The sequence below is a fragment of the Pseudomonas sp. K8 genome, from assembly GCF_014889455.1.
Taxonomy (GTDB): Bacteria; Pseudomonadota; Gammaproteobacteria; order Pseudomonadales; family Pseudomonadaceae; genus Aquipseudomonas; species Aquipseudomonas veronii.
The window spans coordinates 37,938-62,601 of record NZ_VJWO01000010.1 but is presented as its reverse complement, the minus strand read 5'-3'; the positions used below and the strand labels follow the sequence as shown (position 1 = coordinate 62,601).

The 24,664-nt window shown below is 52.5% G+C and carries 22 protein-coding genes and 1 pseudogene; 12 read left to right on the top strand and 11 right to left on the bottom strand.

The annotated features are described in order from the left end of the window. Positions 1-148: 148 nt before the first annotated feature. Positions 149-352, bottom strand: coding sequence for an IS66 family insertion sequence element accessory protein TnpB (gene tnpB, locus INT12_RS31760; RefSeq protein ID WP_256580909.1), 204 nt, complete (start codon positions 350-352; stop codon positions 149-151). A gap of 584 nt (positions 353-936) precedes the next feature. Next, positions 937-2,364 (bottom strand): hypothetical protein, encoded by a 1,428-nt coding sequence (locus INT12_RS09970; RefSeq protein WP_146013176.1) that lies wholly within the window; start codon positions 2,362-2,364, stop codon positions 937-939. 611 nt (positions 2,365-2,975) lie between these two features. On the opposite strand from INT12_RS09970, the gene INT12_RS09965 reads away from it, so the two are divergent. Genes INT12_RS09965 through INT12_RS09955 form a run of 3 tightly spaced genes read left to right on the top strand, consistent with a single transcriptional unit; the run spans position 2,976 to position 5,256 of the window. Further along, complete coding sequence (locus tag INT12_RS09965) at positions 2,976-3,917, top strand: glycosyltransferase family 2 protein (RefSeq protein WP_102617971.1); 942 nt, start codon at positions 2,976-2,978, stop codon at positions 3,915-3,917. Beyond that, the gene (locus INT12_RS09960) at positions 3,914-4,858 is read left to right on the top strand and encodes a WxcM-like domain-containing protein (RefSeq protein ID WP_102617949.1); all 945 of its coding nucleotides are present in this window, start codon (positions 3,914-3,916) and stop codon (positions 4,856-4,858) included. Before INT12_RS09965 ends, INT12_RS09960 begins: the two co-directional genes overlap by 4 nt. Next, the gene (locus INT12_RS09955) at positions 4,855-5,256 is read left to right on the top strand and encodes a GtrA family protein (protein ID WP_102617948.1); all 402 of its coding nucleotides are present in this window, start codon (positions 4,855-4,857) and stop codon (positions 5,254-5,256) included. The genes INT12_RS09960 and INT12_RS09955 overlap by 4 nt, the downstream gene beginning before the upstream one ends. Positions 5,257-5,642: 386 nt before the next feature. On the opposite strand, the gene INT12_RS09950 is transcribed toward INT12_RS09955, so the two are convergent. The 6 genes from INT12_RS09950 to INT12_RS09925 form a co-directional block, all read right to left on the bottom strand. Beyond that, positions 5,643-5,951, bottom strand: coding sequence for a hypothetical protein (locus INT12_RS09950; RefSeq protein ID WP_104903687.1), 309 nt, complete (start codon positions 5,949-5,951; stop codon positions 5,643-5,645). Further along, positions 5,948-7,450, bottom strand: a complete 1,503-nt coding sequence (gene tnpC / locus INT12_RS09945; protein WP_102619022.1) for an IS66 family transposase — start codon at positions 7,448-7,450, stop codon at positions 5,948-5,950. The genes INT12_RS09950 and tnpC overlap by 4 nt, the downstream gene beginning before the upstream one ends. Positions 7,451-7,468: 18 nt before the next feature. Further along, the gene (tnpB, locus tag INT12_RS09940) at positions 7,469-7,825 is read right to left on the bottom strand and encodes an IS66 family insertion sequence element accessory protein TnpB (protein WP_082118868.1); all 357 of its coding nucleotides are present in this window, start codon (positions 7,823-7,825) and stop codon (positions 7,469-7,471) included. 283 nt (positions 7,826-8,108) lie between these two features. Beyond that, positions 8,109-8,591: a DUF3617 domain-containing protein gene (locus INT12_RS09935; RefSeq protein ID WP_017844464.1), complete on the bottom strand. Its 483-nt coding sequence runs from the start codon at positions 8,589-8,591 to the stop codon at positions 8,109-8,111. A gap of 406 nt (positions 8,592-8,997) precedes the next feature. After that, entirely contained in the window at positions 8,998-11,262 is a 2,265-nt protein-coding gene (locus INT12_RS09930; RefSeq protein ID WP_193058838.1) for a restriction endonuclease, read from the bottom strand. Between the two features lie 396 nt (positions 11,263-11,658). Beyond that, a complete protein-coding gene (locus tag INT12_RS09925; protein WP_017844466.1) occupies positions 11,659-12,219 on the bottom strand; it encodes a hypothetical protein in 561 nt (186 codons plus the stop codon). A 253-nt stretch (positions 12,220-12,472) separates the two neighbouring features. Here INT12_RS09925 and INT12_RS09920 point away from each other — a divergent pair, with 253 nt between their 5' ends. The 5 genes from INT12_RS09920 (at position 12,473) to INT12_RS09900 (ending at position 16,853) form a co-directional block, all read left to right on the top strand. Further along, positions 12,473-13,189 carry a hypothetical protein gene (locus tag INT12_RS09920; RefSeq protein WP_017844467.1) on the top strand — a complete coding sequence of 239 codons (717 nt, stop codon included), beginning with the start codon at positions 12,473-12,475 and terminating at the stop codon, positions 13,187-13,189. A 676-nt stretch (positions 13,190-13,865) separates the two neighbouring features. Continuing rightward, positions 13,866-14,474, top strand: a complete 609-nt coding sequence (locus INT12_RS09915; protein ID WP_158243618.1) for an outer membrane beta-barrel protein — start codon at positions 13,866-13,868, stop codon at positions 14,472-14,474. Positions 14,475-14,606: 132 nt separating this feature from the next. Then, positions 14,607-14,954: a hypothetical protein gene (locus tag INT12_RS09910; protein ID WP_193040833.1), complete on the top strand. Its 348-nt coding sequence runs from the start codon at positions 14,607-14,609 to the stop codon at positions 14,952-14,954. Positions 14,955-15,932: 978 nt separating this feature from the next. After that, the gene (locus tag INT12_RS09905; RefSeq protein WP_017844470.1) at positions 15,933-16,349 is read left to right on the top strand and encodes a hypothetical protein; all 417 of its coding nucleotides are present in this window, start codon (positions 15,933-15,935) and stop codon (positions 16,347-16,349) included. 15 nt (positions 16,350-16,364) lie between these two features. Further along, positions 16,365-16,853, top strand: a complete 489-nt coding sequence (locus INT12_RS09900; protein ID WP_017844471.1) for a hypothetical protein — start codon at positions 16,365-16,367, stop codon at positions 16,851-16,853. Between the two features lie 150 nt (positions 16,854-17,003). Here INT12_RS09900 and INT12_RS09895 read toward each other — a convergent pair whose 3' ends face one another. Both INT12_RS09895 and INT12_RS09890 read right to left on the bottom strand, forming a co-directional pair. Further along, entirely contained in the window at positions 17,004-17,945 is a 942-nt protein-coding gene (locus tag INT12_RS09895) for a DHH family phosphoesterase (protein ID WP_046384788.1), read from the bottom strand. A 431-nt stretch (positions 17,946-18,376) separates the two neighbouring features. Continuing rightward, positions 18,377-19,378: a zinc-dependent alcohol dehydrogenase family protein gene (locus tag INT12_RS09890; RefSeq protein ID WP_193040832.1), complete on the bottom strand. Its 1,002-nt coding sequence runs from the start codon at positions 19,376-19,378 to the stop codon at positions 18,377-18,379. Positions 19,379-19,487: 109 nt separating this feature from the next. Here INT12_RS09890 and INT12_RS09885 point away from each other — a divergent pair, with 109 nt between their 5' ends. Beyond that, on the top strand, positions 19,488-20,366 hold the full coding sequence (locus tag INT12_RS09885) for a LysR family transcriptional regulator (protein ID WP_193040831.1): 879 nt from the start codon (positions 19,488-19,490) through the stop codon (positions 20,364-20,366). Between the two features lie 64 nt (positions 20,367-20,430). Here the strand turns inward: INT12_RS09885 and INT12_RS09880 are convergent, their stop codons facing one another. Beyond that, positions 20,431-21,255 (bottom strand): AraC family transcriptional regulator, encoded by an 825-nt coding sequence (locus INT12_RS09880; RefSeq protein ID WP_017844476.1) that lies wholly within the window; start codon positions 21,253-21,255, stop codon positions 20,431-20,433. Between the two features lie 129 nt (positions 21,256-21,384). On the opposite strand from INT12_RS09880, the gene INT12_RS09875 reads away from it, so the two are divergent. The 3 genes and pseudogenes from INT12_RS09875 to INT12_RS31940 form a co-directional block, all read left to right on the top strand. Further along, a complete protein-coding gene (locus INT12_RS09875; protein ID WP_017844477.1) occupies positions 21,385-21,903 on the top strand; it encodes a carboxymuconolactone decarboxylase family protein in 519 nt (172 codons plus the stop codon). A gap of 306 nt (positions 21,904-22,209) precedes the next feature. Next, positions 22,210-23,364 carry a Fic family protein gene (locus INT12_RS09870; RefSeq protein WP_193040830.1) on the top strand — a complete coding sequence of 385 codons (1,155 nt, stop codon included), beginning with the start codon at positions 22,210-22,212 and terminating at the stop codon, positions 23,362-23,364. A gap of 229 nt (positions 23,365-23,593) precedes the next feature. Next, positions 23,594-24,610, top strand: a pseudogene (locus tag INT12_RS31940) (cache domain-containing protein); the annotation flags it as partial. Positions 24,611-24,664 lie beyond the last annotated feature (54 nt).

Sequence of the window (24,664 nt, the reverse complement as noted above, 5' to 3'; positions counted from 1 at the left end):
GGACTGGCTCCAGAAAGGATCGGGAGCACAGCATCAGATTTCAACTGGAGACTTTGAATGTGTAGTGTAGGTGATGGATCGCTTACGTTAGGACAACCGCCTCGTCGCCGACATCAGGCAATGTTTTGATACGTTCGGACTCCAGACACTAGAGCCAAAGGCAGAAGCCGTTGCGCTTCAAATACAGAATCTTCACTCGGTTTCGCGGCTTATTGAGGAAAACAAGGAGCACTGGGTCAAATGTGGCGACTTTGATACCCAGTTCGACTAGGGCAGCCAGGCCGTCAATATATTTTCGGAAGTCGAAGGGCTTAGGTACAGATAGATTTTTTTGACTTTCGCGCGGTGTCACATGATGGCGGCGGTGCTCCAGAAAGAAATCGAGAGCACCGCATCGAGCACCAGCTAAGCGCTTTGAATCTGGGGTTTATAGAGCACTTAATGCGCCAGTTAGAGCTGACAGAGGATAGTCAATGTAGCCACGAATCTGTTCAAGTCGTGGGTCGGTGGCTTACCCAAGTTATCAGGGATAACTTCAACTATCACGCGGTGCCAGGGAAACTGATACGTATTAGCAATTTTCGTTCATCGGCTTTCCGCCTATGGCGGCAACCCCAATACGTGGCAGCCAGCAAAATCGGCTTCAATGGTCACACTACTGAGGCCTTGCTGACATCTACATACCGAAGCCCAGAAATGCACATCCGTACCCTGAGAACTGTTCCGCGCCACATACACAAGGTAGTAGCCGTATGCGGTAGTTCCGCACGTACGGATCTGTGTGGGGGGCGGCAGGTAACCGCCGCCCCTACCGCTACCATTCTTTTCCCGGCAACTCAATACATTAATGTTGATCTGCCTTCATGAGCAGCACCCGTGGCGTCGCCAAATTACGACACCGCCGGAGCGCTGATATAAAAATGTTTAAACAAACAGTTAGTCTGAACGGTAGTTGTACATCCGTGACTCTGGCCGATCGTAGATCGGATTTTGAATTGATTGCTGGACAAAAGCATAAATTGAAAGTGTTATCAGTGCAGCCAAGACAAGTTGCTGTCCCTTGAACTTGAGCGGATCACTCTGAAAACCACTAACCATGGCGACTAAGCACACGTAGAATACGGGGAAGAAAAACCGAGTTTCTACAGCACCAGGGATGACTGCGACACAAGCAATTAATAATACGATTGTCCATCCCAATTTCTCCACCAACCCTGCAGGAGAGAAAGCGCCAGACAAAAACAACAATCGAAAGAACTGTGTTATACCCAATACAACTACTGCCAGTGAAAAAATAGACCGCATTGATTTCTGATGAGAAGGCGTTTGGGTATAAACCTCACCATCACGGACATCCAATCCTGACGCGATGTGACTCGCATAAATAGAAGAGAAGGTAAGTGGGTGAGTAACCACAAGCTTTAAATAGTCTTTGATACTCACTATTTTACGAGCATCAGTATGAAGCAATAAATTCTCCCCCGCCGAGTTCGCGTAAAAAACAGGAGAACCGGGAGCGCCAACCGGCGTGTATGTTTCATAGCGATCAACCACAACACCCCACATGAGTTGAGATAAAAACAGCGAGCCACTCCCCAAATCAGTGATAATAAACGGTGATGGAGTATCATAGTGGCCTTTATTTATGGCCATCTGAGGTACGGCGCCTAAACACGCACCGAGCAAAAATGCGAAAACCCCTATTGCTCGCTTTGTAAAATTTAGCTTCGCAGTGGAAACGATCAATAAACACAGCGCAACAATTGAAAACAAATAGATAGTGCGAGTATTATATGCAAAGTACGCAAACATACCAGCAATAAAAAACAATCCAAATCGCTTAATATTACTTTCACTCTTTATACCCGATAACGCCAATACAGCAGCACCAATAACTAATGCAAGAGAAGGAGCATCGCTCAGAGGGTAACAAATCAGACCAGGAAAAATGATCGCAATCAACATTGACGGAACAGATCGACTTAGTACAGTTAACTTCCCTCCAAATATAGTACTAAAAAAACCTGGGAACAGCACAGCAAAAAAATACGCATAAAAAACCGATGTAAATATCTTGAAAAATAGCAGACCGAAAGGAGCATAGTTATCATGCAAAAACTTGAAAGGGGATAACATTAAAGGATAAAAATAACCTCGCATCTGTTGAGGGAACGAAAAATCCCAAATATGCGCGCTGAGCGCCCAATAATTACCAGCATCAAAAGGAAATACCTGCACATTCATATAAAGCTGTACGACCATATATGCACAGAACGAAATAAAAAACCCTGCAGCGGCATTATCAGAAGTAAGAATACAAAGCGTTGTCGCCGCTGGATTAACGTTTTTTTTCGCCCAATACATATTTTATATATCCATAATAAATTTACGACGACAAGGTCGGAGGCGTGACACTCTATCGCTTTTGACCGCTGCAAGCAACAGACAGTCATAATAAGCTCAGCAGAACTATCACCTAAAGCTGCGCCATTTAAAATTCATTCTTATCTGCAGCGCAAAGAATTTTCACGCAAGCCCGGCGCCGCTACAGCGATGATATGTAACGCCCAGCCGCCAAGCGGCCAATCCATCTTTATAAAACAGAGAACCCACTTTATCATCCCCATATCAGCAATTAAAATTTCACACCTCCAAAATTCTATATAAAAGCCAAAAGCTCGCAATCCATAAAATCGCATAGCACATGACTGCTGGCTAAGACCGCACCAGCACTGATGGTTCATGCCCTTTGCTATCACAAACGAAAAAACTCATGTCGGTGCACGAGAACCGATAGATACACCAGCCTGAAAGAGATAGACCGTTGTGCCGAAATCACCAGGAAGCAAATGGATATGCCGCAGCCTGATGACCCAAATGTACACTTTCAGGTACTATTGGTGCCCCGATTCCCAACGTGACGGATGAGGAAGTCGACCGGGCTCTCACGACGGCCCCCCAATTTGAATAAGGAGATTAGCTTGCTCACGCTCGTCATACCGGTCTACAAGAACGAGGGATCGATCCAAGATCTTCTGAAAGCAGTGACAAGCTTGAACAGCAAACTGGAAGGAGCGCTTGAGGTTGTGTTCGTCGTAGACGGCAGTCCTGACCAGTGTTTTGAGCTGCTGAGAGATGCGCTCCCCTCGCAAAGCTTCGTCTCCAAGCTGATTCTGTTGTCGAAAAACTTCGGATCATTCATGGCCATTCGCACAGGTCTTCAATATGGCTCCGGTAGCCGCTTCGCCGTTATGGCTGCGGATCTGCAGGAACCTCCAGAACTGGTCGAAGCCATGGATCGCATCTTGCGGACAGAACCGATAGATGTAGTGGTCGGTGCACGTGAGGGGCGCGAAGACCCACTGTTGTCGCGAATGGCATCACGTTTATTCTGGGGCTTTTATCGCCGTTACGTAGTACCGGAAATACCTCCTGGCGGCATAGATATGTTTGGCTGCAATCTTGCATTCCGCGACACCTTGCTGACGCTGGAGGAACGCCACAGCTCATTGATTGCGCAAATTTTCTGGCTTGGTTTTCGCCGCAAATGCATTACCTACGCCCGTATCCAGCGCGAACATGGTAAATCTGCATGGACATTCCGCAAAAAGGTTAACTACCTTATGGACAGTGTGTTTTCGTTCACTGACTTGCCAATCCGTATCCTGACGCGCGTAGGTAGCATCGGCGCAGGTTCGGCCGCTTTGCTGGGTATAGTCGTCGCCTTTGCAAAACTCAACGGGATGATTCAGGTACCCGGCTACGCGATGCTAATGCTCACAGTGACCTTTCTAGGATGCGCGAACCTCATGGGTTTGGGTATTGTTGGCTCTTATGCTTGGCGCACTTATGAAAATACCAAAAAACGCCCATTGGCCATTCCAATGCGCATTGAAAGCTACGAAGGTGGGCAATGACTGAATCAGCAAGCGACGTTTTCGTACACTCGCATGCTTTATGCGAAAGTCAGAATATCGGTAAGGGAACGCGAATCTGGGCGTTCACACATATATTGCCCTCCGCCAGATTAGGCAAAGACTGCAACGTATGCGATCAGGTTTTTATCGAGAACGACGTGATCATTGGTAACCGAGTGACGATTAAGTGCGGCGTGCAGATCTGGGACGGCATAGAAATAGAAGATGATGTGTTCATTGGTCCAAACGTGACGTTTACCAATGATCGTTTTCCTAGAAGCAAGATATATCCAGAATTTTTTTCGAAAACGATAATTCGTAAAGGGGCATCGCTTGGCGCCAATGCGACTATTCTGCCGGGCATCACTATTGATTCAAATGCCATGGTTGGCGCGGGGGCGGTCGTTACCCGATCAGTCCCGCCTAATGCGATAGTCGTTGGCAACCCGGCTAAAATTATAGGCTATGTGAATGCAAAGCCTGGTAGCACCAGTAATGATACATTGTCGCCCAAGGCTCAGACTGTACAAGCCACCTCTGTTGCAAAGGTCACCTTGCACGTTCTGACTGAGGTAACGGACATCCGCGGAAGCCTATCAGTTGGCGAGTTTGATCGGGTCATTCCTTTCAAGGCTGAACGATACTTCCTTGTTTATGACGTACCCACTGAAGAAACCCGCGGGGAACATGCTCACCGGGAATGCCACCAGTTTCTGATTGCTGTCAAGGGAACGGTTCATGTCGTTGCCGATGATGGCGTCAACAGAGAAGAGTTTATCCTCGACAAGCCTAATGTAGGGATCCATCTTCCGCCCATGACATGGGGAATTCAGTACCGCTATTCAAGCGATGCAGTATTGTTGGTGTTTGCATCCCATTACTATGACTCGGCAGACTACATCCGTAATTACGATGAGTTCACCGCATTGAAAAAAGCATGATATTGAAAAATAAAAGCCTGCTGAAAAAACTGACAAGCTTCAGTTTTGCGCGCTTTCTGGTGTCGGGCGGCGTAAATACCGTCCTGACATATGGGGCTTACCTGTTACTGCTCAAAAATTTTAGCTATAAGACCGCTTATACCATTTCCTACTTGGCAGGCATCCTATTGGCCTTTGGATTGAGTCGGTATTTTGTATTCAAAAGTCACCGAGGTGCTAAATCTGCAATACTTTTCCCGTTTATTTACGTAATTCAGTACGTTCTCAGTTTTATCATTATCTGGATGTGGGTAGAAAAGCTTAGATTTAATATTGCGATTGCACCACTCATTTCCATAATCTTGACTATCCCAGTCACATTTATACTATCTAAAACTTTATTTTCAACCAAAAAATAAATATCGATGATGATTGCATATACTTATGCGCGCGACCTTTCTATTTATGGCACAAAACGTCACCCTGAAGAACCGCACTATTCAGTGATAAATAATCAATTATTAACCCCCCACTCAAGCGGAACTATAACCCCCCAAATCAAAATTCATCCTCACGAAAGTTAAATTCAAACGTAAGCGATCCATAAACCCCACCTACCCAACACTGGGTCAACAGTTTACCGTGGCATTTCTGGCGAGCAGTTCCACGGCAGCAAGGCTTCATAATCTTCAAGCGACGAAGCCTGGTAACTGATCCATAAACCCCACCTATCCAAACAGACGGCGCCTGAGGTGGGGAGGAATCAAATCATGCTGGCGCGGAGACCATTCTCGGCACAGTTACTTCATTTTTTCGGCCTGATATCCACCACCATCCCCGCCTGTACGTTTTTGATCGGTGACAGTAAGTGCGGCGAAATATTCCAGCGCTGGCCGGTGTCAGTTACCACTGTGACGGTTTTGCGGTTGAACTTCATGACGGTACCGGACAGGCGCTCACCATTGGGTGAATCGAAGCTTACCCGTGCTCCCGGATGGAACTGCATCATTGATTTATGAGCCTCCAATGACTCCAACATCTTCAGCCGTTCGATAATGTGATGATTCAATGTCACTAACTCATCGACGCTCAGATGATCAATGTTGATACTCATGATGCCCTCCAATTCCAGGGTAGTAACGCCTCAACATCTTCAACTGATTCAGCCTGCGGTAATCGCTCCAGTACGTGGCGCAGCCACGTATAGGGCTCCTGGCCGTTGGCTTTAGCCGTTTCGACCAGACTGTAGATCTGCGCACTGGCGGTGGCGCCCTTGGGCGTATCGCTGAATAACCATGCCTTGCGCCCTATGACAAACGGCTTTATCGCTCTTTCGGCGGCATTGTTGTCGATCGGTAAAAAACCGGCCTCCACGTAACGTTCCAGCCGGCTCCAGTTGCTACCCAGATAACTGAGCGCCTTGCCGAGAGCACTTTGCGATGCGACTTGCGGCTGAGTTTTCTCCAGCCAGCTTTTCAACTGCGCGAGCACCGGCAAGCTCTTTTCCTGGCGACCGGCAAAGCGCTGCTCATCCGTCATTTCTTTCAAATCACGTTCGATACCGTACAACTTGTTGATCATCGTCAGCGCAACATCGGCCCGACCGGTTTTACCCTTGGGCTGCACTTTCTGCGCATCGACAAACTTGCGCCGTACATGGGCCATACAAGCCAAACGCTCGACACTCGGCTGTGCGGCCAAGGCGTTATAGCCGGCGTAATCGTCAGTCATCAAATAGCCACGATAGTCGCCGAGCAGCCGCAACGGCACCTCCTGCGCTCGACTGGTGGTGTAGTCAAAAAGAAGGATTGGTCGCGCCGGTGGGCCGCTGGCTTGTACCCACATCCAGGATTGGCTGGTCGGGTCTCGACCTGGCTCTTTGAGCACCTGCACTCGCGTTTCATCGCAGTGAACAATCGGACTTTCCAGTAACCGATCACGCATCAGATTCAACAGCGGTTGGAAGTGTTCGCAGCACTGGATCACCCAGCGCGCCAGGGTTTGACGCGGGATATCGACACCGTGGCGAGCGAGGACTTTTTCGAAACGGTGCAGCGGCAGGCCATCGACATACTTGGCGGTCAGCAACATGGCCAACACGCTGGGGCTGGCCATGCTTTTTTCGATCAGTTGCGCGGGTTTGTCGGCGGTGACCGGTGCAGTTTCACAACCACGGCAGCCGTAGACCTTGCGGATGTGTTTGATCACCCGGATCTGCATCGGCACGATCTCCAGCTGTTCGCTGGTTTCTTCGCCGATGGTATGTTTGCGGCAGCCGCAAATGCAGGTCAGTTCGTGTTCGGGGAGTTCGTGGATGACTTCGATTCGTGGCAAGTTAGCGGGTAGAGGCTTGCGTTTGCCACGGCGTTTGGTCGGGGCGACAACTTCTTCCTCAGCATCAACGGGCACTGGCGTGGCGATACTTTCAGCTTCATTGAACAACGGCAGCTGTGGTGTCATCGGATCAACGGTTTGCTCAGATTTTCGTCCGAACAGGCGCTGACGAAGCAGTGCATTTTCCTCTTCAAGAAGAGCGACTTTCGACTGCATCTGAGCAAGTAATTGCTTGAGCGCAGCCGGGTCATCGGGATGGTTGTCGGGCATCGAAGTCATGGCCCGGATTATACCCAATCAAGCAACAAATCGCGGCGTCAAAACCTGATGCGGACGGTTGCGCCACAGGTCAAAACCGTCAAGCAGCCAGTTCAGTTCCTGGACGCTCAATACGATGGCTTCGTCAGTCGCGTCGGGCGAGGTTTTGAAACGCTCGGACTCCAGGCGCTTGAGCCAAAGGCAAAAGCCATTGCGCTCCCAGTAAAGGATTTTCACCCGGTTACGGGGGCGATTTAGAAAAACAAAAAGTACCGGGTCGAATACCGCCACCTTGATATCCAGCTCGACCAGGGCGGCGAGGCCGTCGATGGATTTTCGAAAATCCACGGGCTTGGGGTAGAGGTAGACTTTTTCGACTTTGGCGTCGGGACGCATCATGAGGTGCTGGCTCCGTAAAGAGATCGGGAGCACAGCATCAGGCTTCAATGGGCGGCTTTGAATGTGTAGGTGATGGATCGCTTACACTTGACTCACCTTTCGTAAGCAATGGCGTAGGTGCTCCCTGAGCGCTTGATATGAGCAAAGCCGAGCGCTCCTAAATGCATGCCAGCTACCAGCAAGTTATCTGAGCTTGGATCACCAACTTTTTACTAAATGGGTCATTCTCATGCTGACGGCAACAGTCAATTTGCTGATGCGATGTACAACCTTTAACCGCTTATCGGTTAATGTACAGGCTCTTCATCTTCATACCGCCGCGCATTTTTTTGACTCCCGGTTCCATGTCCGCAGGGCATGCGCCTTGAAAGATGCCATTGATGACGGTGTGCTGCGTTTTGATTTTCCCGTTTAAGTCAAACGAAGTATCGGCCGTCAGTACGTACGATTTCGCAAGATCGCCGCTGAACGAGCCTGCCAGCTTCGCGTCTGGGCAGCTTGATTTAAAATTGTAGCCGTCGCCTTTGCCGCTTTCCGATTCGATCTTGCATTCCTGTTCGAAGTCGGACCATAAGTCGTCGTCGATCAGCCTGTCCTTTGGCTGATCGACGCAAATCTCCCAGGAAAACGGCGAGGTGGACGGTGTTACCTTCCACAAACCTGAGGCGCGCTGAAGACGCTGGGAGGGTTCTACGGCCGCGGCCGGCAATGTGACTGCAAGTGTTATAACGGGAATCCACAAAAAAATGGCGGAATACTTCATCACGATTCCTTTCTGTAAAGCATTAAATTGAGCACCGAAAAACGTTTCCTCCATTTCGATTCCCCGAGTTTTTTATGACCTTTTGAGGCTACTTCGCCCATGCGAGGTTAGCATTTTTATATATTTCTAGGCTCATGAGCAACTGCTTCTGGCCGACTTCAGCCCTTCGTGACAGGCAGAAGTCGGCCATTTTCTGTCAGTCGTGACCGGTATCGGTACATCACTCCGTCTCAATGCCACATTTGTCACACGTCATGTCGCAGGTAATTGAGTACCTGCGACAGACTCACGCGGCATCGCAATGCCTTTGCTATCAGGCCCGAATGAGTCGTTGCATAACTCAGGAGTTATGCAACTTAAAGAAAGCTGATGGGTGATACCTAATGTCGAAGAAAAACTGTAAATCTTAGTCCCGCGAGAATAAATCGTCGACAGGGTCGACTTCATCGCGTAACGGGCCGGGCCAGATCATGCGTTGGTCTCGACGGTACTCATAGTCAGGCTCAGGCTCTCCCCCGTAAAAGTAAGTGTCATAATGTTTTTCAACATTGATTGATTCTTCGACACTGTCTACCACTGCGGACAAATCAGTTGCACCCAGCTGACCAGCTTGCTCCTCCATCAGCTCTCTAAAATTCCTGCGCGCCTGAGACTCCGAGCTGCAATCGTTGAATACAGCTGACTCTGGAAACTCATCCTCGACAGACTCAATCAAGTAAGTGGTGACTGCCTCATCGTAAGTCACAGTGAGTGCTTCATATTCAGAAGCACCAAAATGAGAAATTATTTCACCTAGCACTAATAGTTCATCATAGGAGGGATTGCTGGAGCATGCAGTCTCTAAAAATCTTTCAACGGGGCCCATACCTACGCACTCATTTTCGAGAGCCCATAACACTACATTAGCAGAAGATAAAAATAACCCGGCGCAATCAGAAGAAATAATGAATTCTATCGCATCCAAAAAGCTTTGATCTGAAGTACTGAAAACCAAACCTAACTCAGTCCTCATCATGCATAGTCGCGCAACGAATTCGGACTCACAACTCAAGAATCTTAATTCACATATACATCTAAATATATAATCAGCCACATCGACAGCAGTGCTCGCAGGAATGATTTTGTTAGCTACCATATCCTTGAGTGTATTCAAAGAAGATAGAGTTTGCAGGCTGCTGAAACAAATTCGCAGCGCCGGCTTGTTGGTCGCGTAGCGATTTAGTACGAAATCACCAAGCGATGGATTGAAGAGACGAATGAATGGCTGCGTGTCACCCACTATAAATCGGGTCAGCATAGAACCCGAAAGGTGACGAAGATTTAACAAAAAATCCTTCTTCCCTGTCAGACTTCCCAGCCCCGGAGCACCAAGGTATCTCGCAAACGCTTCAGCAAGGTCTACCTCAGAAATTTGACGACCATTCATAGTCACGAGTAAGACCATTGCACGCCCACAGTCGTCTAACTGTGCTTGGTATGGGTTATCCCATACCTGAGAGGGATTGTTTAACAAATTAATAGCGTGAGACCAGTATAGCTTTGGGGCTACGCCTTCTAAGCGTTGGACATCGGTAATAAAACGAATTAATCTAGGGTTGAAGTTAGGATGATCGATTAAATCGCGATACCGTTTCTGCGCATAAAGTTCATCTACATAATCGCCCTCTAGCTCTGAGTGCCAGATATGGTTATAAAGGATCCGAGCCTTATCCATGACTTTCATAGATGAAAGTGTGACTTCGAATTCATTTCTCGCAATGTTTTGATTTTCAAATACATCGTTAAGTATCTTGCCCTGATTCAGAATCGTAGTCCTTGACGTTAAGACAAAACGCTTATTAGGGTCTTTAACAATGCGCTTAATAAAATTAACTATCTGCCCACCCTCGTGTCCTGAAAGAGCTTCGAGATAGTTACGCCCCAAGAAGTCATCGAAATAGAATATTTGTCTAGCCTCTTGATCGTAGACACCCTCTGCTTCCTTAATATCATCCGCCACTACAGCAAGCGTGAAATCTTGCGACACATAATGTAAGATTAACTGCCCCGCAAGCGTGGTTTTACCGATTCCAGCCGGTCCGGTGATGATTACCACATTCATAGATTCTAACTTGTCTATGGCGTCCGCATGATTGGCAGTAGGAACGTATAGCTTGGCGTCCTCCACTATCTCATTAAATGCAAAATCACTCCTGTCATGTATTGGCTTACTCAGAAGATAGCGCAACACATTTGAACTGCTGATCCAGAGCTTGTAATGCCTCCGCTCCACATCAGGATACTTAGCCAACAGATCATTCAAATCTTCCCGACCTAAAATATCATCTGGCGTCAACACAAATGGCGCTAATTTTTGCATCAATATAGTCTTATCGTTCCGAGATAGTGGATGCGATAACACTAAAATATATCGGGCGGGAGATAGCTTCTTAACTTTCAAATATTCCGTATCTTCAATGTTCTTAACCAGCTTTTCCAGAGGCGTAGCGACCCAATGCTTGCATTGAAGAACCCACTCGTTACCGTCAGATTTGAAATAGCGGCCATCCACCCCAGAGTCGCGTCCAGGCTTGAACCGTTCGAAGCGGACGCCTTCGCGTGCGCTGAGCAAATCAGTACAAAAAACTTCGAATTCTTTGTCATTTAGCCGCGAAAAATCGTATTCGTTCACAGAAGCTCCGCTACTTAGTTTGATCGCACATCAACGATGGCCGCAGCATGTGAGTATAACCAGTTACCGGCAAACGCCTATGAACCCAACGGGTCCGAGGAAATTTCATCGCACCTGACCTTACCAAGAGGCCGGCAGGGTGCCGGTAACAGGCTGACACCCATCCTGTAGAAGTATGACCGTAGCATGCGGCACGGGATTGGCCCGAAAGTACGGTGCGCTTCTATTCTGGACTGCTAGGTTTTTGGCTGACTCATGGGTAAAGCGACGACTTTGGCTTGACGCCACGGGCAAATATCGGCCAAAAGCTGCCGCTCACCAGAGATAAATTTCGAACGTCCCAACGCCTGGAGTGAGCCCCTCGTAGCCGCAAAACAAAGCCTGTTAACATGCATCTCAACGCGTCGCACATTGACCTATCCGAAGAAAATCTTTAAGCGCCGCCTGATAGAGCGTCAAGGGCTGATTGTCCGTATTGAATAGTGCAAACGGAATCATCGTGAGATGTGAAAACGACGTGGCGTTTATCGAGTAGGTTTTCTGCCTGCAAAAGCGCTGATCCTTATTCAATATAAAATCAAACTTGAAAAGGTTTGTCCGCGTACACCAACTGGGGATCAAACCCAGACTCAGGCCCGTCAAGTAATCTTGTCCGCAAGCGCCGCCAGATGAGAACTCCGAGATCTTTATTTCTAATGCCGGTAGGGTCGGGGCGGCAAGGCTGGAGCCCGTATCCTGTGCATCGGGAATAACTTTGAGTGTCGCTGCGTATGCGTCCTTGCCGAAGCGACTGTCTTTCCATGGGGAGTTTATTGCGTAACTGAAGCTGGAGATGATTTCTTGTGTTTCGGGTTCAGCGGGTTCGTTGATTGTCGGCTGGGACGAATAAGATGTGCAGCCGGAACAGAGTATCGCAATGCTGAAAAACACAAACCCATTGGCTATTAAGCGACGCATACTCAGTTTTCCCTAACTATCAATTAGCCGACATTCCTGTCACTTAATGCCGTATAGCATCTTATCTACACGCCGGATTGCTGAATCAGCATAACAGGGTAGACTGTACGCGCGACACTTCGGGGGAGAGAGAAGGCCGCCGCCATACTTTCTTTGCCCCAATCCAATCCAATGCGAACCCGCGAACTTTGAAAGCAAACGCCTGCCCAAACCCCGCCATCACCAAGGTTGCGCCACTAACAGGGAGAAAATAATGAAGCAGGACGCCAGCAAGCGCTCATCAATTCATACCGGCTTGGGCACTGTCATCGCACGCCTGGGGCTGTTGCTCATCGTGCCGTTGGCTGTCGGCGGCTGCACCTTCAAGAAAACCGATGTCCAGAACCCGGCCGAGATGGCCAAGTACGACCCCGCCAGTACGGCGCGCATCCGCCTGATCAGCGGGCAAGGGGCATACGCAGGTTTCGTATCCGGCCAAAGTTGCGAGCAGTATTTCAACGACACTTACAGAAAAGCGCTGGCCGCCCGCGAGCGGCCGCAAGGATGGAATCCTTCGCGTATCGTGCCCAGCGGTCAGAGCACGGATATCTTCGGCATGTGGCCTTCCGACTACCAGAACAATGTCATCGGCATGCCGGCCTCCCCGGTCAGCGCGAAGATCGATGAGACGCGCAGGTACTTCGATGAACGTGTGGTCCCGGCCGGGCAGCCGCTGATCGTGTTTGTGGCGTTCGTCACGTCCGGGTCCAGTTGCTCATCAGCACCCGTCAGTTTCGTGCCACGCGCAGGCGCCGACTATGAAGTCCGGCAGGCATTCCAGTCGCAAACATTCCAGACAACGTGCCGCAATGAGGTGGTTGAGTTGAAAGCCGGCGAGGAAAAACCGATGTCCCCGAATTACTGCATCCAGGACTCGTCGGGCGATTATCACACCCGCAGCGTTACCCCTGTCAGCCAGGCCGGGCAATAAGCCGACCGGGCCTGGTATAGGATGGCTGCTGTTTGTGCAGCCACTTTCACGCTGGCACTTTTGCGCTGAAAAAAGGGCGTTATCAGCCAGCCTAGCTACGCCGAAGCGACGACTGGCGTATGAGGGCTCCTAGAGAGGGACCTTGGAGAATGAGACAAGGGAGCCCCCCAGCCCCATCAACAAACTCCGAAAATGGCCCATAGCTAGCCTGTCTCGAATGTCTGCTCCTGGCCCAGGCTGTGTAAAAACGCATCCGTCACTTTGAAGTCAGCGGTGCTACGTGAAATCTGCCGTCGCTCGTTTGGTAAGTAGACCTAAAATTTGCGTAGGGACGCGATTTTTGGGCTGTTTTCGTCCGCCTCCGCGGATCGAAAACGTTTTTACACAGCCTCGGCCATGTGCGGACGCGGCGGACGCAACGGTTCCGCCCCGTAGAGAAACCAAATCCAACCGCACTGCCACCACTAGGCGGACGCTATTAGTCGCTGCGCTGACCAACAGCTAACCCAGGCAGTGTGTCGCGCATGATTTACATCAATCTTATTGCAGTAATTACGAGTACGTTGCAGATAACGGTAATCGACGTTAAGCGATGTACCAGCTCCTGTGGAGCGTCGGCGATGGTTGCTCATCGTGCGAAACCATCTATTTGTCGTATGGATTGGGAGCGTGCTCGATGGACCGTGAACTTGTACTTGCGATGGCTGTGCTCGGCTTAGGTTCGATCACGCCAGCCAGCGCGGCTCCTATCAGCGCCACGCTGAAGAAGGCCGACACGCGCGAATTTCCTGGCCTGCCTATCGGCACTTTCGTCGCACTTCCTCAGGTCGTGCTTTCAGCGACCCGCGACGACAACATCTACGCCCAGCGTACCGATGAAACCGAAGACACCATCTTCACCCTGTCACCGTCGCTGCTACTGCAATCGGACTGGGAACGGCACGAACTGAGCGTGGATCTCGGCGCCGACCTCGACCGCTATCAGGACGCCGATTCCGAAGACGTGGAGGACTTCTGGTTAGGCCTCGACGGTACCCGCGAGTTGACCGAGCAAACGCAAGTATTCGGGGGCGTACGCCACACCCGCGATCATGAGGATCGCTATGTCCCCGGCGCTGCCGGGCCGGAGTTGCAACGCGAGCCCACCCGCTACGAGCACGATGAAGCATACCTGGGGGGTGCCAGCGAGATCGGCCGCCTGCGTCCTACGACAGCGACGACTACTACAACGCTCGCACCCTCGCCGGCGGTCGCATCGACAATGCTGATCGCAAGCACAACCTGAGTTCGCTAGCTGCGGTAAGGGACCGAAGTACATGGGCGACCAGCCCAGCGATGAGGAATCATCGCACCACCCCGACGACGAAGAGCACGAGCGTTGATGCGTCGCCGGTAATATTCAGACGAGGAGATACCCATGAAAAGCATCAAATTCGCCATCGGCCTTTCAATGGCCCTACTATCCGGTGCAGCGTTGGCGCAGTCCTCCGACGTCCAGGGCGCGGCCGGTAGCAGCGAGCAGGTCTTCGGCTCGCAGATCATGACCCAGCAAGAACGCCTGGAATACCGCAACCGCATGCGCCAAGCCACCACTCAACAAGAGCGCGAGCAGATTCGCGTCCAGCACCATGAACAGATGCGTGAGCGAGCCAAAGAACGGGGTGTGACGTTGCCGGAAGAACCACCCGCGCGCGGCATGGGCGGCGGCATGGGCGGCGGCGCAGGCGGTGGTATGGGTGGCGGCATGGGTAAAGGGGGAAGCTGAATCGACTTACGAAGTTGGGCGCGCTGAGCCACTTACGGGCGCTTTATTACGGGCGGTCCGTGGGTTCTAGTTTCACCGCGCTACGCCCGTGCTCGCAAAGCGACGCCCAATTTGCAGCTCGAAGTAAAGGCAGTACTGGTCGAACGCAGCGCCTTTCAGCGTCTGCTTCTGGCCGAGGCTGTGTAAAAACGTTTTTGAGCGCGGCAGGTACTCAAAACCGGACTGAAAGTCGCGCTTCTACGCGAAATCCACATCTGCTGACGTGCCGATAAATTTCAGATTTAACGTAGACGCGCACACTTCAATTTTGACGAAGCGTTTTTACACACTCTGGGCCAGAAGCGAACGCTTGCAAGTGACCGCTTTCGACCGATTCTGTTGAAAAAGACGGCTTCGAATTCCACGCCAGAAAGGTACGCGCCTGAGATTGAAATCTGAACTTTTGGCAGAAGGTTCAGTACTCGAATTTCGCGTAGCAGCGTGCAACAGAGGTGTTTCATCCATCAATATTCGAGTGTTTTGGGAAAACCGTCTTTTTCAACACAATCGGCCTATTTCTACCTGTCGCGACCGACAGAAGTTAGCCATCAATCCCCAGTGAATAACCCAGAACCTAGACAGCCATGCACTGACCCACCGAGGAGCGGGCGCAAGGTCATCGCCAGCCGTTTCGGCATTGAGGTTGCCATGCCTGCAATCTCGAGAACCTTGTATTCCGCGGTTTCGCCAAGCCGTCCCAAGGCGATTTGAGGCTGCTGTCGCGGCAGTTATTTCGAATGGCTCTACTGCTAATAGCGTAATGGCAAGTTGCCTTTATTTGCTTTGTCTATCCTCCCACTCGCCTGACCGAGATGCTTTGCCAAGGTCCTCGCGACCACAAGGCTCAAGGTGGTTCGGCACCACGCCTGCAGGTAAGCGTGTGGGGTCGACATAGGGCATGCCCGACGCTTGCGTCGAAACCTTACAAGGAGTTCTCTCATGGCAATTCCTACCACCAGTTGTGACGTCCAGGTGCAAATCTGGGTCGACGACAATGCAGTGACCAATGGCTCCACCGCTGGGGTCTATCTGGTCGATAACCGTATCTCTGCTGGCACCACCCACGAAGGCACCGCCAACCTGAATACTGCTGCGTCCAAAGGCAGCAATGTCTGCTGGCAAGTGTTCCTGATCAATCCCAAGTCGACCTCGCAGGTCTCCATTGCCGCCTTCGGTAACTCGAGCGCCTGGGGCTTCAGTGGCCAGCCGCAAACCGCTTCGGATAACGCGAGCGCGTACACCGGCACCGTGCAGAACGCAGGTACCGCGTCCTACCCGGTATCCCTCAACGTACAGGTGGCGGGCGGCTCCGGTATCACCGTGAAGCTCAACCCCAGCGTGACTGTCTCTGCCTAAGGAAGGAGCACGACAATGAGTGGCCAAAAAAGTACTGCCCAGGTGTGGACGGCTGATTCGCAGGTGCTAGCCGGCATCGCCAATCCGCAAACCGCAATCACCATTGCCATCGATACCGCATATGTACTCGGCACTGGTGGCGGGAACATTTCCACCGGTGTGTACATGTTCGACAATCGTCTGAGCAATGACAGCAGCGGCGAAGGAACGCTGGAACTGCGCACCCACTGCAACATCGGGGACTACCTCGGCTTCGAGGTGGTTCCGATCGATCCGAACGCTGGCGACACGGTGTCCATCACCGGCTTCCAAATTTCCCAGGGCAGTGTGTTCGGCAGCGATGGCTACCCGATGCAAGTCGGTGCCGCGGGTAACTATTGGGTGGGCCTGGCTCGCAACGCATCGTCTCAGACCACCTACCAGATCCAGGTCAAGGTGACCTCTGGAGGGCTTCGGCCATCGACACGTTTCATCCAATGGGACCCCTACATTGGTACGAACTGATTAGCTGAACCCGCGGAAGGAGCGTGGCTCCTTCCGTCCCCTTCCCCTAATAGCCCCTAGTTCCCAAACACCTTTGAATGACGTCTTTTGACGGTGGATTCAATCAGTTACGACAGGCAGAAAACAGCCAGAAACAACCCTTCGACATGGCTACAAAACCAGAGGGGGTTTACTCATAACCGAGATGCGCTCCAACCCCAACTTCAACAGTTCCTTACGTAGCAGCGCGCGCTCAAGCACAGCCATTCCGGCATGCCATTCGATCGACAGCAATTGGCTCAACTTTTGTTGACTGACCAAGGGCTCAGCCAGAAAGTAGCTTCTGCACTCGCGGATGCTGATGACGTTCAACAGCCAGTCGCCCCCCTGCGCCGCCAACCAGTGACCGATCGTTGAACGATGCGTTCGGATCAGCGCACTGGCATCCCACACCGCCATCTGCGCAAAAACCTGCGGCAGGTTGCTATCGGCTTTCAGCCGCTTCATATCCACCGCCAATGCGCCAATCAGGTCCGACTCGATAGTGGCTTGGCACTCGGCGAAATACCGCTCGGGCCAGTCCGCTTCCAGTTTCGCCCGCTGTGCGAGGACTTCATAAGCCCGAATATCCGATTGGGTGGTCAACTGCCCGGTGAAATTCAGGGTGTTGTCCAGAATCGCCGTGGCCAGTAACACCGCACTTTTTTTGCTGATCAGCGGCAACAGCTCTGCCGACTCCCAACGCTGAAAAATCAGAGTCGCCGCTGCGCCGATCGGCAGGATGTCTGCCGCAGATCCGAGCTTCTGTGCCCAATAGTTTTCAAAGCCTGGGTGATGGTCAATGACCTCCACCACCTGTTCAAGCACCACCGCCGGGTCGAAATGTTGGTAGTCGGAGACGTCCACCAACACGAACTCATCACCCGCCCTCGGCAGATAATCGTCCAGAGAGGATTGCCATCCGAGCACGGTCTTGGAGATGCTGGCATTGAGCGGGGCGCTACTGACGGCCCGAGCATCAACGCCCTGGAGATTCAACAGCTCGGCGTACGCAATGCAACAAGCATACGCGTCGATGTCCAGGTAGGCCGAGCCTGAGGTCACCACCTTCATGACACGTGGGCCACAGCGTGAGTTGTCGAGACAGTCGAAGGCCGCTTCAGCGCTTGGGCGATCCCCTCCAGAAACCGCTCATACGCCAATTGACACGGTTCTTCGTCGATGGAAATGCGCAGCGTGGCCGCGGCTGTTTGCGACAGAATCTTCGTCAATACATTGGATGGGATTTTGCACCCGCCCCCACCACTCTCAGACTTATCCATGCTCTGACAAAACATCGACATTAAAATCAATTTTCCATATTTAAAACAGCGTATTAGCGCACTGAAACACTCGGTTGCGTCCTATTTTCCGGCGACCAAACTCGCATGGGTTCATTGCAGGAACATGACAAAATAAAGGCATTTTTAAGACCGGAAAATGTGAGTGCGTAATGCGGTATGAACCATTCACGGAGGGCTGCACACCGTTGAAGTCGTTGGGGACTATTCGCTCACCAAATGGATTACCGTCTTGCCCTTGCCGCGGCCTTCCGCGACCTGGCGAAACGCTTCGTTGACTTCATTCAGTCCAAATGGCTGCTGATCTATCCGGATCGTCAGTTGCCCGGCATTTGCCAGCGCGGCGGCCTCGCGCAGGATAGCCCCGTGGTTTTCGCGCCCCTTGCCTGTGAGCAACGGCGTCAGAGTAAATACGCCCGAGTAGGTTGCGCTTTTAAACGACAGCGGCGCGAGGCTGTGCTGCCCCCAACCCAGGCAGCTCAGTACGTGCCCGGTATAAGGCTTCACTGCCTTGAACGCCGCATCCAGGGTGCTGCCTCCCACCGTGTCGTAGACGATGTCGAAACCTTCCCCCGCCGTATGCTGCTCGACATAGTCATCTACGCTCTGCGCACGGTAGTCAATAGCCCTTGCACCCAGTGAGCGAATGAAGTCGAGACTCGCCGCCGAACCGGTGGCATAGACTTCGGCACCGCGAGCCTTTGCCAGTTGCACAGCCACTTGGCCGACCCCGCCTGCACCGCCATGAATCAGCACACGTTGACCTGCACGGACATTGGCGCGATCCACCAACCCTTCCCACGCTGTGATGAATACCAAAGGCAATGCGGCCGCCTCACGCATGTCGAGTCTCTGCGGCTTTAACGCGATCAGACGCGCATCCACGGCAATGTACTCGGCCATGGTGCCCTGGGCGCCGCCGATCCCGCCGGCCATACCGAAGACTTCCTGGCCAGGGGTGAATCCTTCAACCGCCTCGCCCAGTTCGATGACCCTTCCGGCCAGGTCCAGGCCGAGTACTGCCGGCAGCGCCTGACGGGCGTGGGCGCCTGCGCCGATCGCGATCTTGGTATCGAGAGGATTGACCCCCGCGGCGTGAACCCTGATCAGGACCTGCCCTTTACCTGGAACAGGGCGAGCGATGTGGCGGACGGTCAGAGGGACCTGGGCAGATTCGGCGATAGCGGCAAGCATGGTGTGATTCATGACGCAAACCCTATGATTGAATGGACGCTTACAGGTTGCCGCGCTTTCATTGTTCCGATAAGAAACTGAATTTGCATATGACTTATTCCACAAAGAGGCCAAATTGCCGATGGACCTGTTCGACAACATGCACATCTTTGTACGCGTCGTGGAGCGCGGGTCGTTTTCTGCGGTAGCTCGAGAGCTGAACATGGGGCAGCCGGCAGTGAGCAAGCAAGTCCGCGCACTGGAGCAGTATCTGGGCGGGCCATTGTTCGCCCGCAGCACCCGGCACCTGGCCCTGACCGACCAGGGCCAACGCTTCTACAGCCACTGCCAAGAAATTCTCGGCCACCTCGAAACCGCCACGCTTAGCTTTGCCTGCGGCCAGGAGCAGATCGCAGGTCCCCTGAGAGTAACGGCACCGGTCAGTTACGGGAGGTTGTGCATAGCGCCGCTGGTAGGGACTTTTCTGCAGCGCTATCCCGAGGTCCGGATTGACCTGCGGCTGAGCGATTACAATGAAGACCTGCTCAAGGAAAACATCGACCTTGCGATCCGGATCGGGACGGTCAAGAGCGAGGGATTGGTGGCAATGTCTCTGGGTACCAGCACGCGGCGGGTTTATGCCGCGCCCGCCTATCTGGATCTACACGGTCTGCCACGCGAGCCCGATGAACTGACAGGCCACAACTGCATCGGTTTCACGTTGCTGGAGCACTATGACACCTGGCACTTCAAGCACGGTGCAGGAGAGTTCGATGTGGCTATCAAAGGCAACGTCACCAGCAACAGCAGCGATGCCATCCGTGAAATGGTCCTCTGCGGCCTGGGCATTTCTCTTTCTCCAGAATGGCTGTTCGCAGCTGACGTCGAACAAGGCAACGTTCGTAGCGTGCTCAACGATTATCAGAACACCGCGCTGCCTGTAAGCGCCGTGTTCAGTCGTGAGCGGCGACATTCAGCGCGGACGATGGCGTTCATCGATTTTCTCCGGGCACACCTGTGAGGGTTTCCACACTGAGCCCAGGACCGTGATCATTCCTGCGATTGCGCCACCAATCGGTTAGACGTCATCCCTTAGTGTGCTGGAGCCATTCCTTCGGGCTTGCACCAACTTTGCGCCGAAAAGTACGGGCTAACGCAGACGGACTTTCATAGCCAACCTCATCGGCAATCAACGCGATGGGGCGCCCTTCACGCAGGCGTTTCTGCGTCAAGCTGATTCGCCAGTTCGCCAGATAATCTGCCGGGGTACTACCCACCGTCTCGCGAAAGTGCGCAGCAAAGCTGGCGCGTGACATACCTGAGCGATCCGCCAATTGCGCCACGGACCAATTGCGCTGTGGTTCGTTGTGGATGCCTACAAGCGCGCGGGACAGCTGAGCATTAGCCAATCCGGCCATCATCCCTGACGCAATGCTACGACTGGCGATGAGGTGGCGAAGCAGCTGAATCACCATCAGCTCGAACAGACGATTGAGGATGACATCACGGCCACACTCGTCGCCGAAGGCTTCTTCAAATAGCCAGTCGAGGGTGCCACTCAGCCCCTGCAATTCACGAAGTGGCTTGATGATGAAGTCCGGTAAAGCCAGAGTCAGGGGATTGTTCGCCCCGCCATCAAATTGCAAGGTTGCACAGACCAACTCCGCTTCATCTGCTTCGATCGCCAGCAACTGATGCTCCTGCGGGCGCACCGCCAGAATCAGGCTGGGTTCCGTCAACTCAATGAGCTGGCCGCGCTTGTCCCTTAGGGCCAGGCGTCCCGAACGCAGTAAATGTGCATGCCCGAAACGGCCCTGCCCATAGAGGTTGGTTGTTCCGCAAAAACCACCCTGGTGAAACGTGGACGCGTGCAGATTGAAGTGTTTAAGCAGTGTCGATAATCGGTCCATAGCTCGCTCAAATTTAGACGATCTGTTGCATAAGTTCGACGATCTGAATCCGAAAGGAAAGTCTGCCTCCCTAATATTGACACCAGGCTTGATCGACAAGCCGGCTAATCAATCTACTGGAGAATTACCATGACTCGTATCGCTGCTCTCTCGCTGGACCAAGCCCCTGCTGGCTCGCGCGCTGCCCTTGAAGGTATCCAAAAAGGTCTTGGGTTTATTCCCAACGTATTTAAAACCCTGGCTCACTCCCCGGCCGCATTGAGTGGTTACCAGAGCCTCGCTCAGGCCTTGGGTAAAACCTCACTGAGTGCCGTTGAGCGTGAGGTCGTTGCCCTCGCTGCGTCAGAGGTCAACGGTTGCGACTACTGCGTGGCCGCACATGCATTCTTTGGGGCCAAGGCTGGCTTGAGCGAGGAGGCCGTTGGCAAAGCACGCATGGGCACACTCAGCGCGGTCGCGGCTCTGGCGCATCAAATCACCGAAAGCCGCGGACAATTGAGTGATGCCCAGATCACCGCAGCGCACAACGCCGGTCTTACCGATAGCAAGATCGTGGAGGTGGTGGCACAGATCACGCTGTTAACCCTGACCAACTATTTGAACAACATCGCCGCTACCGATATCGACTTCCCGCCATCGTCAAACTAACGGCTATTTCCGTAGCAGTTTCCAGCACCTGCAATACCAAGGTCAGCCCTTGCTGCTGACCTTGAAGGCCTGGCGGCGACTCATGACGCTCAAAGGCCCCATCATTCAGACCTGCCGAAAGCACATCCTCGCCATGCCCTCCGCTAACCATCGAGATTTCTCACTTAATCATTGCTCATTTTTGAGTTAGCTTAAGCCTGAATTCAAGATAATGTTTAGCGCACTCCAAGCAAACACCCTTAATTACGGTAGCTTCCCTGATTTTTTTCAAGATAACCTTTCGGCCGGCTTGAGATATCTTTCCATATGCCTACATTTATCCATCACGACCTTGAGCTTCTCAATCCATCCTTTGACTCGGACCTTGTCGATGTACTGAGCGAACTGGAGCATCTGCGTCGCCTAAGGCTTGAAGGTGATACGCCGCCGCAGGTGTTCTACCAACTCAAATCGCTTTTCCATGCACTGGAAAGCCTCGGTTCTGCCCGCATAGAAGGCAACCACACGACGTTGGCGGACTATATAGACAGCAAGGTCGAAGGTAAGGCCCAGGACACGGACCCGTTGCGCGAGGTGGCCAATATTGAAAAGGCGATGGACTACATTGAGCGGATCATGGCGCCCGGCGCAGCGCTGACCGAGCAGATGATTCGAGAGCTGCACGCGATGACCGTCGACGATCTGGTGCGTGAGGGCGACAAAACGCCCGGAGCCTATCGCAGTGGAGAGGTCAGAATATCTCAGTCTGATCACCAGCCTCCTGACTTCATCCACGTTCAAGCGTATATGCAGGAACTTGTCGCATTCGTGAATCACGAAGCTCCCCCGAAATACGACCTCATGAAGGTTGCGCTCGCTCACCATAGATTTGGATGGATACATCCATTCGGCAATGGCAATGGCCGCGTGGTCAGGCTGCTAACCTACGCACTCCTGATCAAGTATGGTTTCAACGTCAACGCCGGCGGCCGTGTCCTGAATCCTACGGCCGTATTCTGCAACGATCGTGAGCGCTATTACGCAATGCTTGCCACCGCCGACAAAGGAACAAAGGACGGACTGGAGGCGTGGTGTACCTACGTGCTGGAAGGGGTTCGTGAGGCGCTGGAGAAAGTCGATCGCCTCACAGACTACGCATACCTGACCAAATGCATACTCGTGCCTGCCGTGGCCTTCGCACGGGAACGAAAATGGATCACGGAGGTAGAGGAAGCGGTGCTGTTGGCCGCAATAAAACTGAAGGTCGTAAAATCGGCAGATGTAGCAGCCGTACTCCCACAGCAGTCGAGCAATCAACGGACTTACCTGATCAAAAAGCTGGTGGACCAAGGGATGCTTCTACCGCTGAACGCCGGCGCGAGGCAGTACACGATCGGTTTTTCCAACAACTATCTCATTCGAGGTGTAATCAAGTCCCTCAGGGAGCAAGGCTTCATACCTGAGCCGCTGGAAAGACCCTGAGCATCGATTAAAGACCGAATGAGCGGAAATCGCCCGCCGCTGTGCAGCAGTCTATGACGCCCCTCAAGAAGCCCGCCTCCTGCGGGCTTCGTTGTTTCTGGCGGTCGCTCCTTGCCTCCTTTACCTTCCTCCGTCGCAGTAAACAGGCTCTTCGCATCTCAAGGTTTACCAGGCTCCAGCCGATACGCTTCCACAGTCCCTGCAAAAGACCTAGCGAACTCAATACGCCATGAATAAAAGCCTTCGTTTCAGTCATAAAATTCTTTTGGCCGTGTCGCTGATAGTGATGCTCGCCTTCACCCTGTTCACGCTGTACAACGACTATCTACAGCGCAATGCCACCCGCACCAGCCTGGAAAACTATTTGGCTGAAATGGGTGAGTCGACCTCCACCAATATTCGCAACCTGCTGGAGGGGCGGATCAATCTGGTGACGAACCTGGCGCAGAACATTGCCAGGGAGCCTGCCAATGCCGAGACGCTGATGGATGAAAGCGTCCTGACCTCAAGTTTTCTCACCGACTATCTAGGCAAGGTCGACGGCAGCTTCAGCATTCGTCCGGACACCAAGATGCCCGATGGCTATGACCCGCGCTCCCGGGCTTGGTACAAGGACGGTATGAACGCCAGCGGCGCCATGCTGACTGAGCCTTATATCGATATGGCCACCAACAAGATGGTCATTGGTGTCATCAGCAAGGTTTCCAGCAACATCGGTGTGGTCGGCGGCGATCTGGCGCTGGATGGCCTGGTGGAAATCATCAACTCGTTGAACTTTGGCGGCATGGGGTATGCGTTCCTGGTCAACGATCAGGGCAAGATCCTGGTCCATCCGGACAAAGCGCTGGTCATGAAGTCGCTTTCGGATTTGTACCCTACACACACACCGAAACTTTCCGGCGAGCTGACCGAGGTCCAGGTCAACGGGCAAGCCCGCTTGCTGACCTTCGCACCGATCAAAGGTCTCCCTTCGGCCAACTGGTACATCGGCCTGTCTATCGATAAAGACAAGGCTTACGCGACGCTGAGCAAGTTCCGCTATTCGGCGGTGATTGCCACCATCGTTGCGGTGGTCATCATCATCGTCCTGCTGAGCCTGCTGATCCGCGTATTGCTCCAACCGCTGCACGCGATGACCCGCGCCATGGAGGACATTGCCCAAGGCGAAGGTGACCTCACCAAACGCCTGGTCATCCACACGCATGACGAGTTCGGCATGCTGGGCAATGCGTTCAACCGTTTTGTCGAACGTATTCACACTTCGATCCGAGAGGTCTCGTCGGCGACCGAGCACGTCAAC

Excerpts from the sequence above, each read along its gene's own strand:
- INT12_RS09885 (WP_193040831.1), top strand. The coding sequence starts at position 19,488 with ATGGACCTGTTCGACAACATGCACATCTTTGTACGCGTCGTGGAGCGC.
- INT12_RS09920 (WP_017844467.1), top strand. The coding sequence starts at position 12,473 with ATGAAGCAGGACGCCAGCAAGCGCTCATCAATTCATACCGGCTTGGGC.
- INT12_RS09950 (WP_104903687.1), bottom strand. The coding sequence starts at position 5,951 with ATGAGTATCAACATTGATCATCTGAGCGTCGATGAGTTAGTGACATTG.
- INT12_RS09910 (WP_193040833.1), top strand. The coding sequence starts at position 14,607 with ATGAAAAGCATCAAATTCGCCATCGGCCTTTCAATGGCCCTACTATCC.
- INT12_RS09895 (WP_046384788.1), bottom strand. The coding sequence starts at position 17,945 with ATGAAGGTGGTGACCTCAGGCTCGGCCTACCTGGACATCGACGCGTAT.
- INT12_RS09955 (WP_102617948.1), top strand. The coding sequence starts at position 4,855 with ATGATATTGAAAAATAAAAGCCTGCTGAAAAAACTGACAAGCTTCAGT.
- INT12_RS09960 (WP_102617949.1), top strand. The coding sequence starts at position 3,914 with ATGACTGAATCAGCAAGCGACGTTTTCGTACACTCGCATGCTTTATGC.
- tnpB (WP_082118868.1), bottom strand. The coding sequence starts at position 7,825 with ATGCGTCCCGACGCCAAAGTCGAAAAAGTCTACCTCTACCCCAAGCCC.
- INT12_RS09870 (WP_193040830.1), top strand. The coding sequence starts at position 22,210 with ATGCCTACATTTATCCATCACGACCTTGAGCTTCTCAATCCATCCTTT.
- INT12_RS09935 (WP_017844464.1), bottom strand. The coding sequence starts at position 8,591 with ATGAAGTATTCCGCCATTTTTTTGTGGATTCCCGTTATAACACTTGCA.
- INT12_RS09875 (WP_017844477.1), top strand. The coding sequence starts at position 21,385 with ATGACTCGTATCGCTGCTCTCTCGCTGGACCAAGCCCCTGCTGGCTCG.
- INT12_RS09880 (WP_017844476.1), bottom strand. The coding sequence starts at position 21,255 with ATGGACCGATTATCGACACTGCTTAAACACTTCAATCTGCACGCGTCC.
- INT12_RS09890 (WP_193040832.1), bottom strand. The coding sequence starts at position 19,378 with ATGAATCACACCATGCTTGCCGCTATCGCCGAATCTGCCCAGGTCCCT.
- INT12_RS09970 (WP_146013176.1), bottom strand. The coding sequence starts at position 2,364 with ATGTATTGGGCGAAAAAAAACGTTAATCCAGCGGCGACAACGCTTTGT.
- INT12_RS09900 (WP_017844471.1), top strand. The coding sequence starts at position 16,365 with ATGAGTGGCCAAAAAAGTACTGCCCAGGTGTGGACGGCTGATTCGCAG.
- tnpC (WP_102619022.1), bottom strand. The coding sequence starts at position 7,450 with ATGACTTCGATGCCCGACAACCATCCCGATGACCCGGCTGCGCTCAAG.
- INT12_RS09905 (WP_017844470.1), top strand. The coding sequence starts at position 15,933 with ATGGCAATTCCTACCACCAGTTGTGACGTCCAGGTGCAAATCTGGGTC.
- INT12_RS09925 (WP_017844466.1), bottom strand. The coding sequence starts at position 12,219 with ATGCGTCGCTTAATAGCCAATGGGTTTGTGTTTTTCAGCATTGCGATA.
- INT12_RS09915 (WP_158243618.1), top strand. The coding sequence starts at position 13,866 with ATGGACCGTGAACTTGTACTTGCGATGGCTGTGCTCGGCTTAGGTTCG.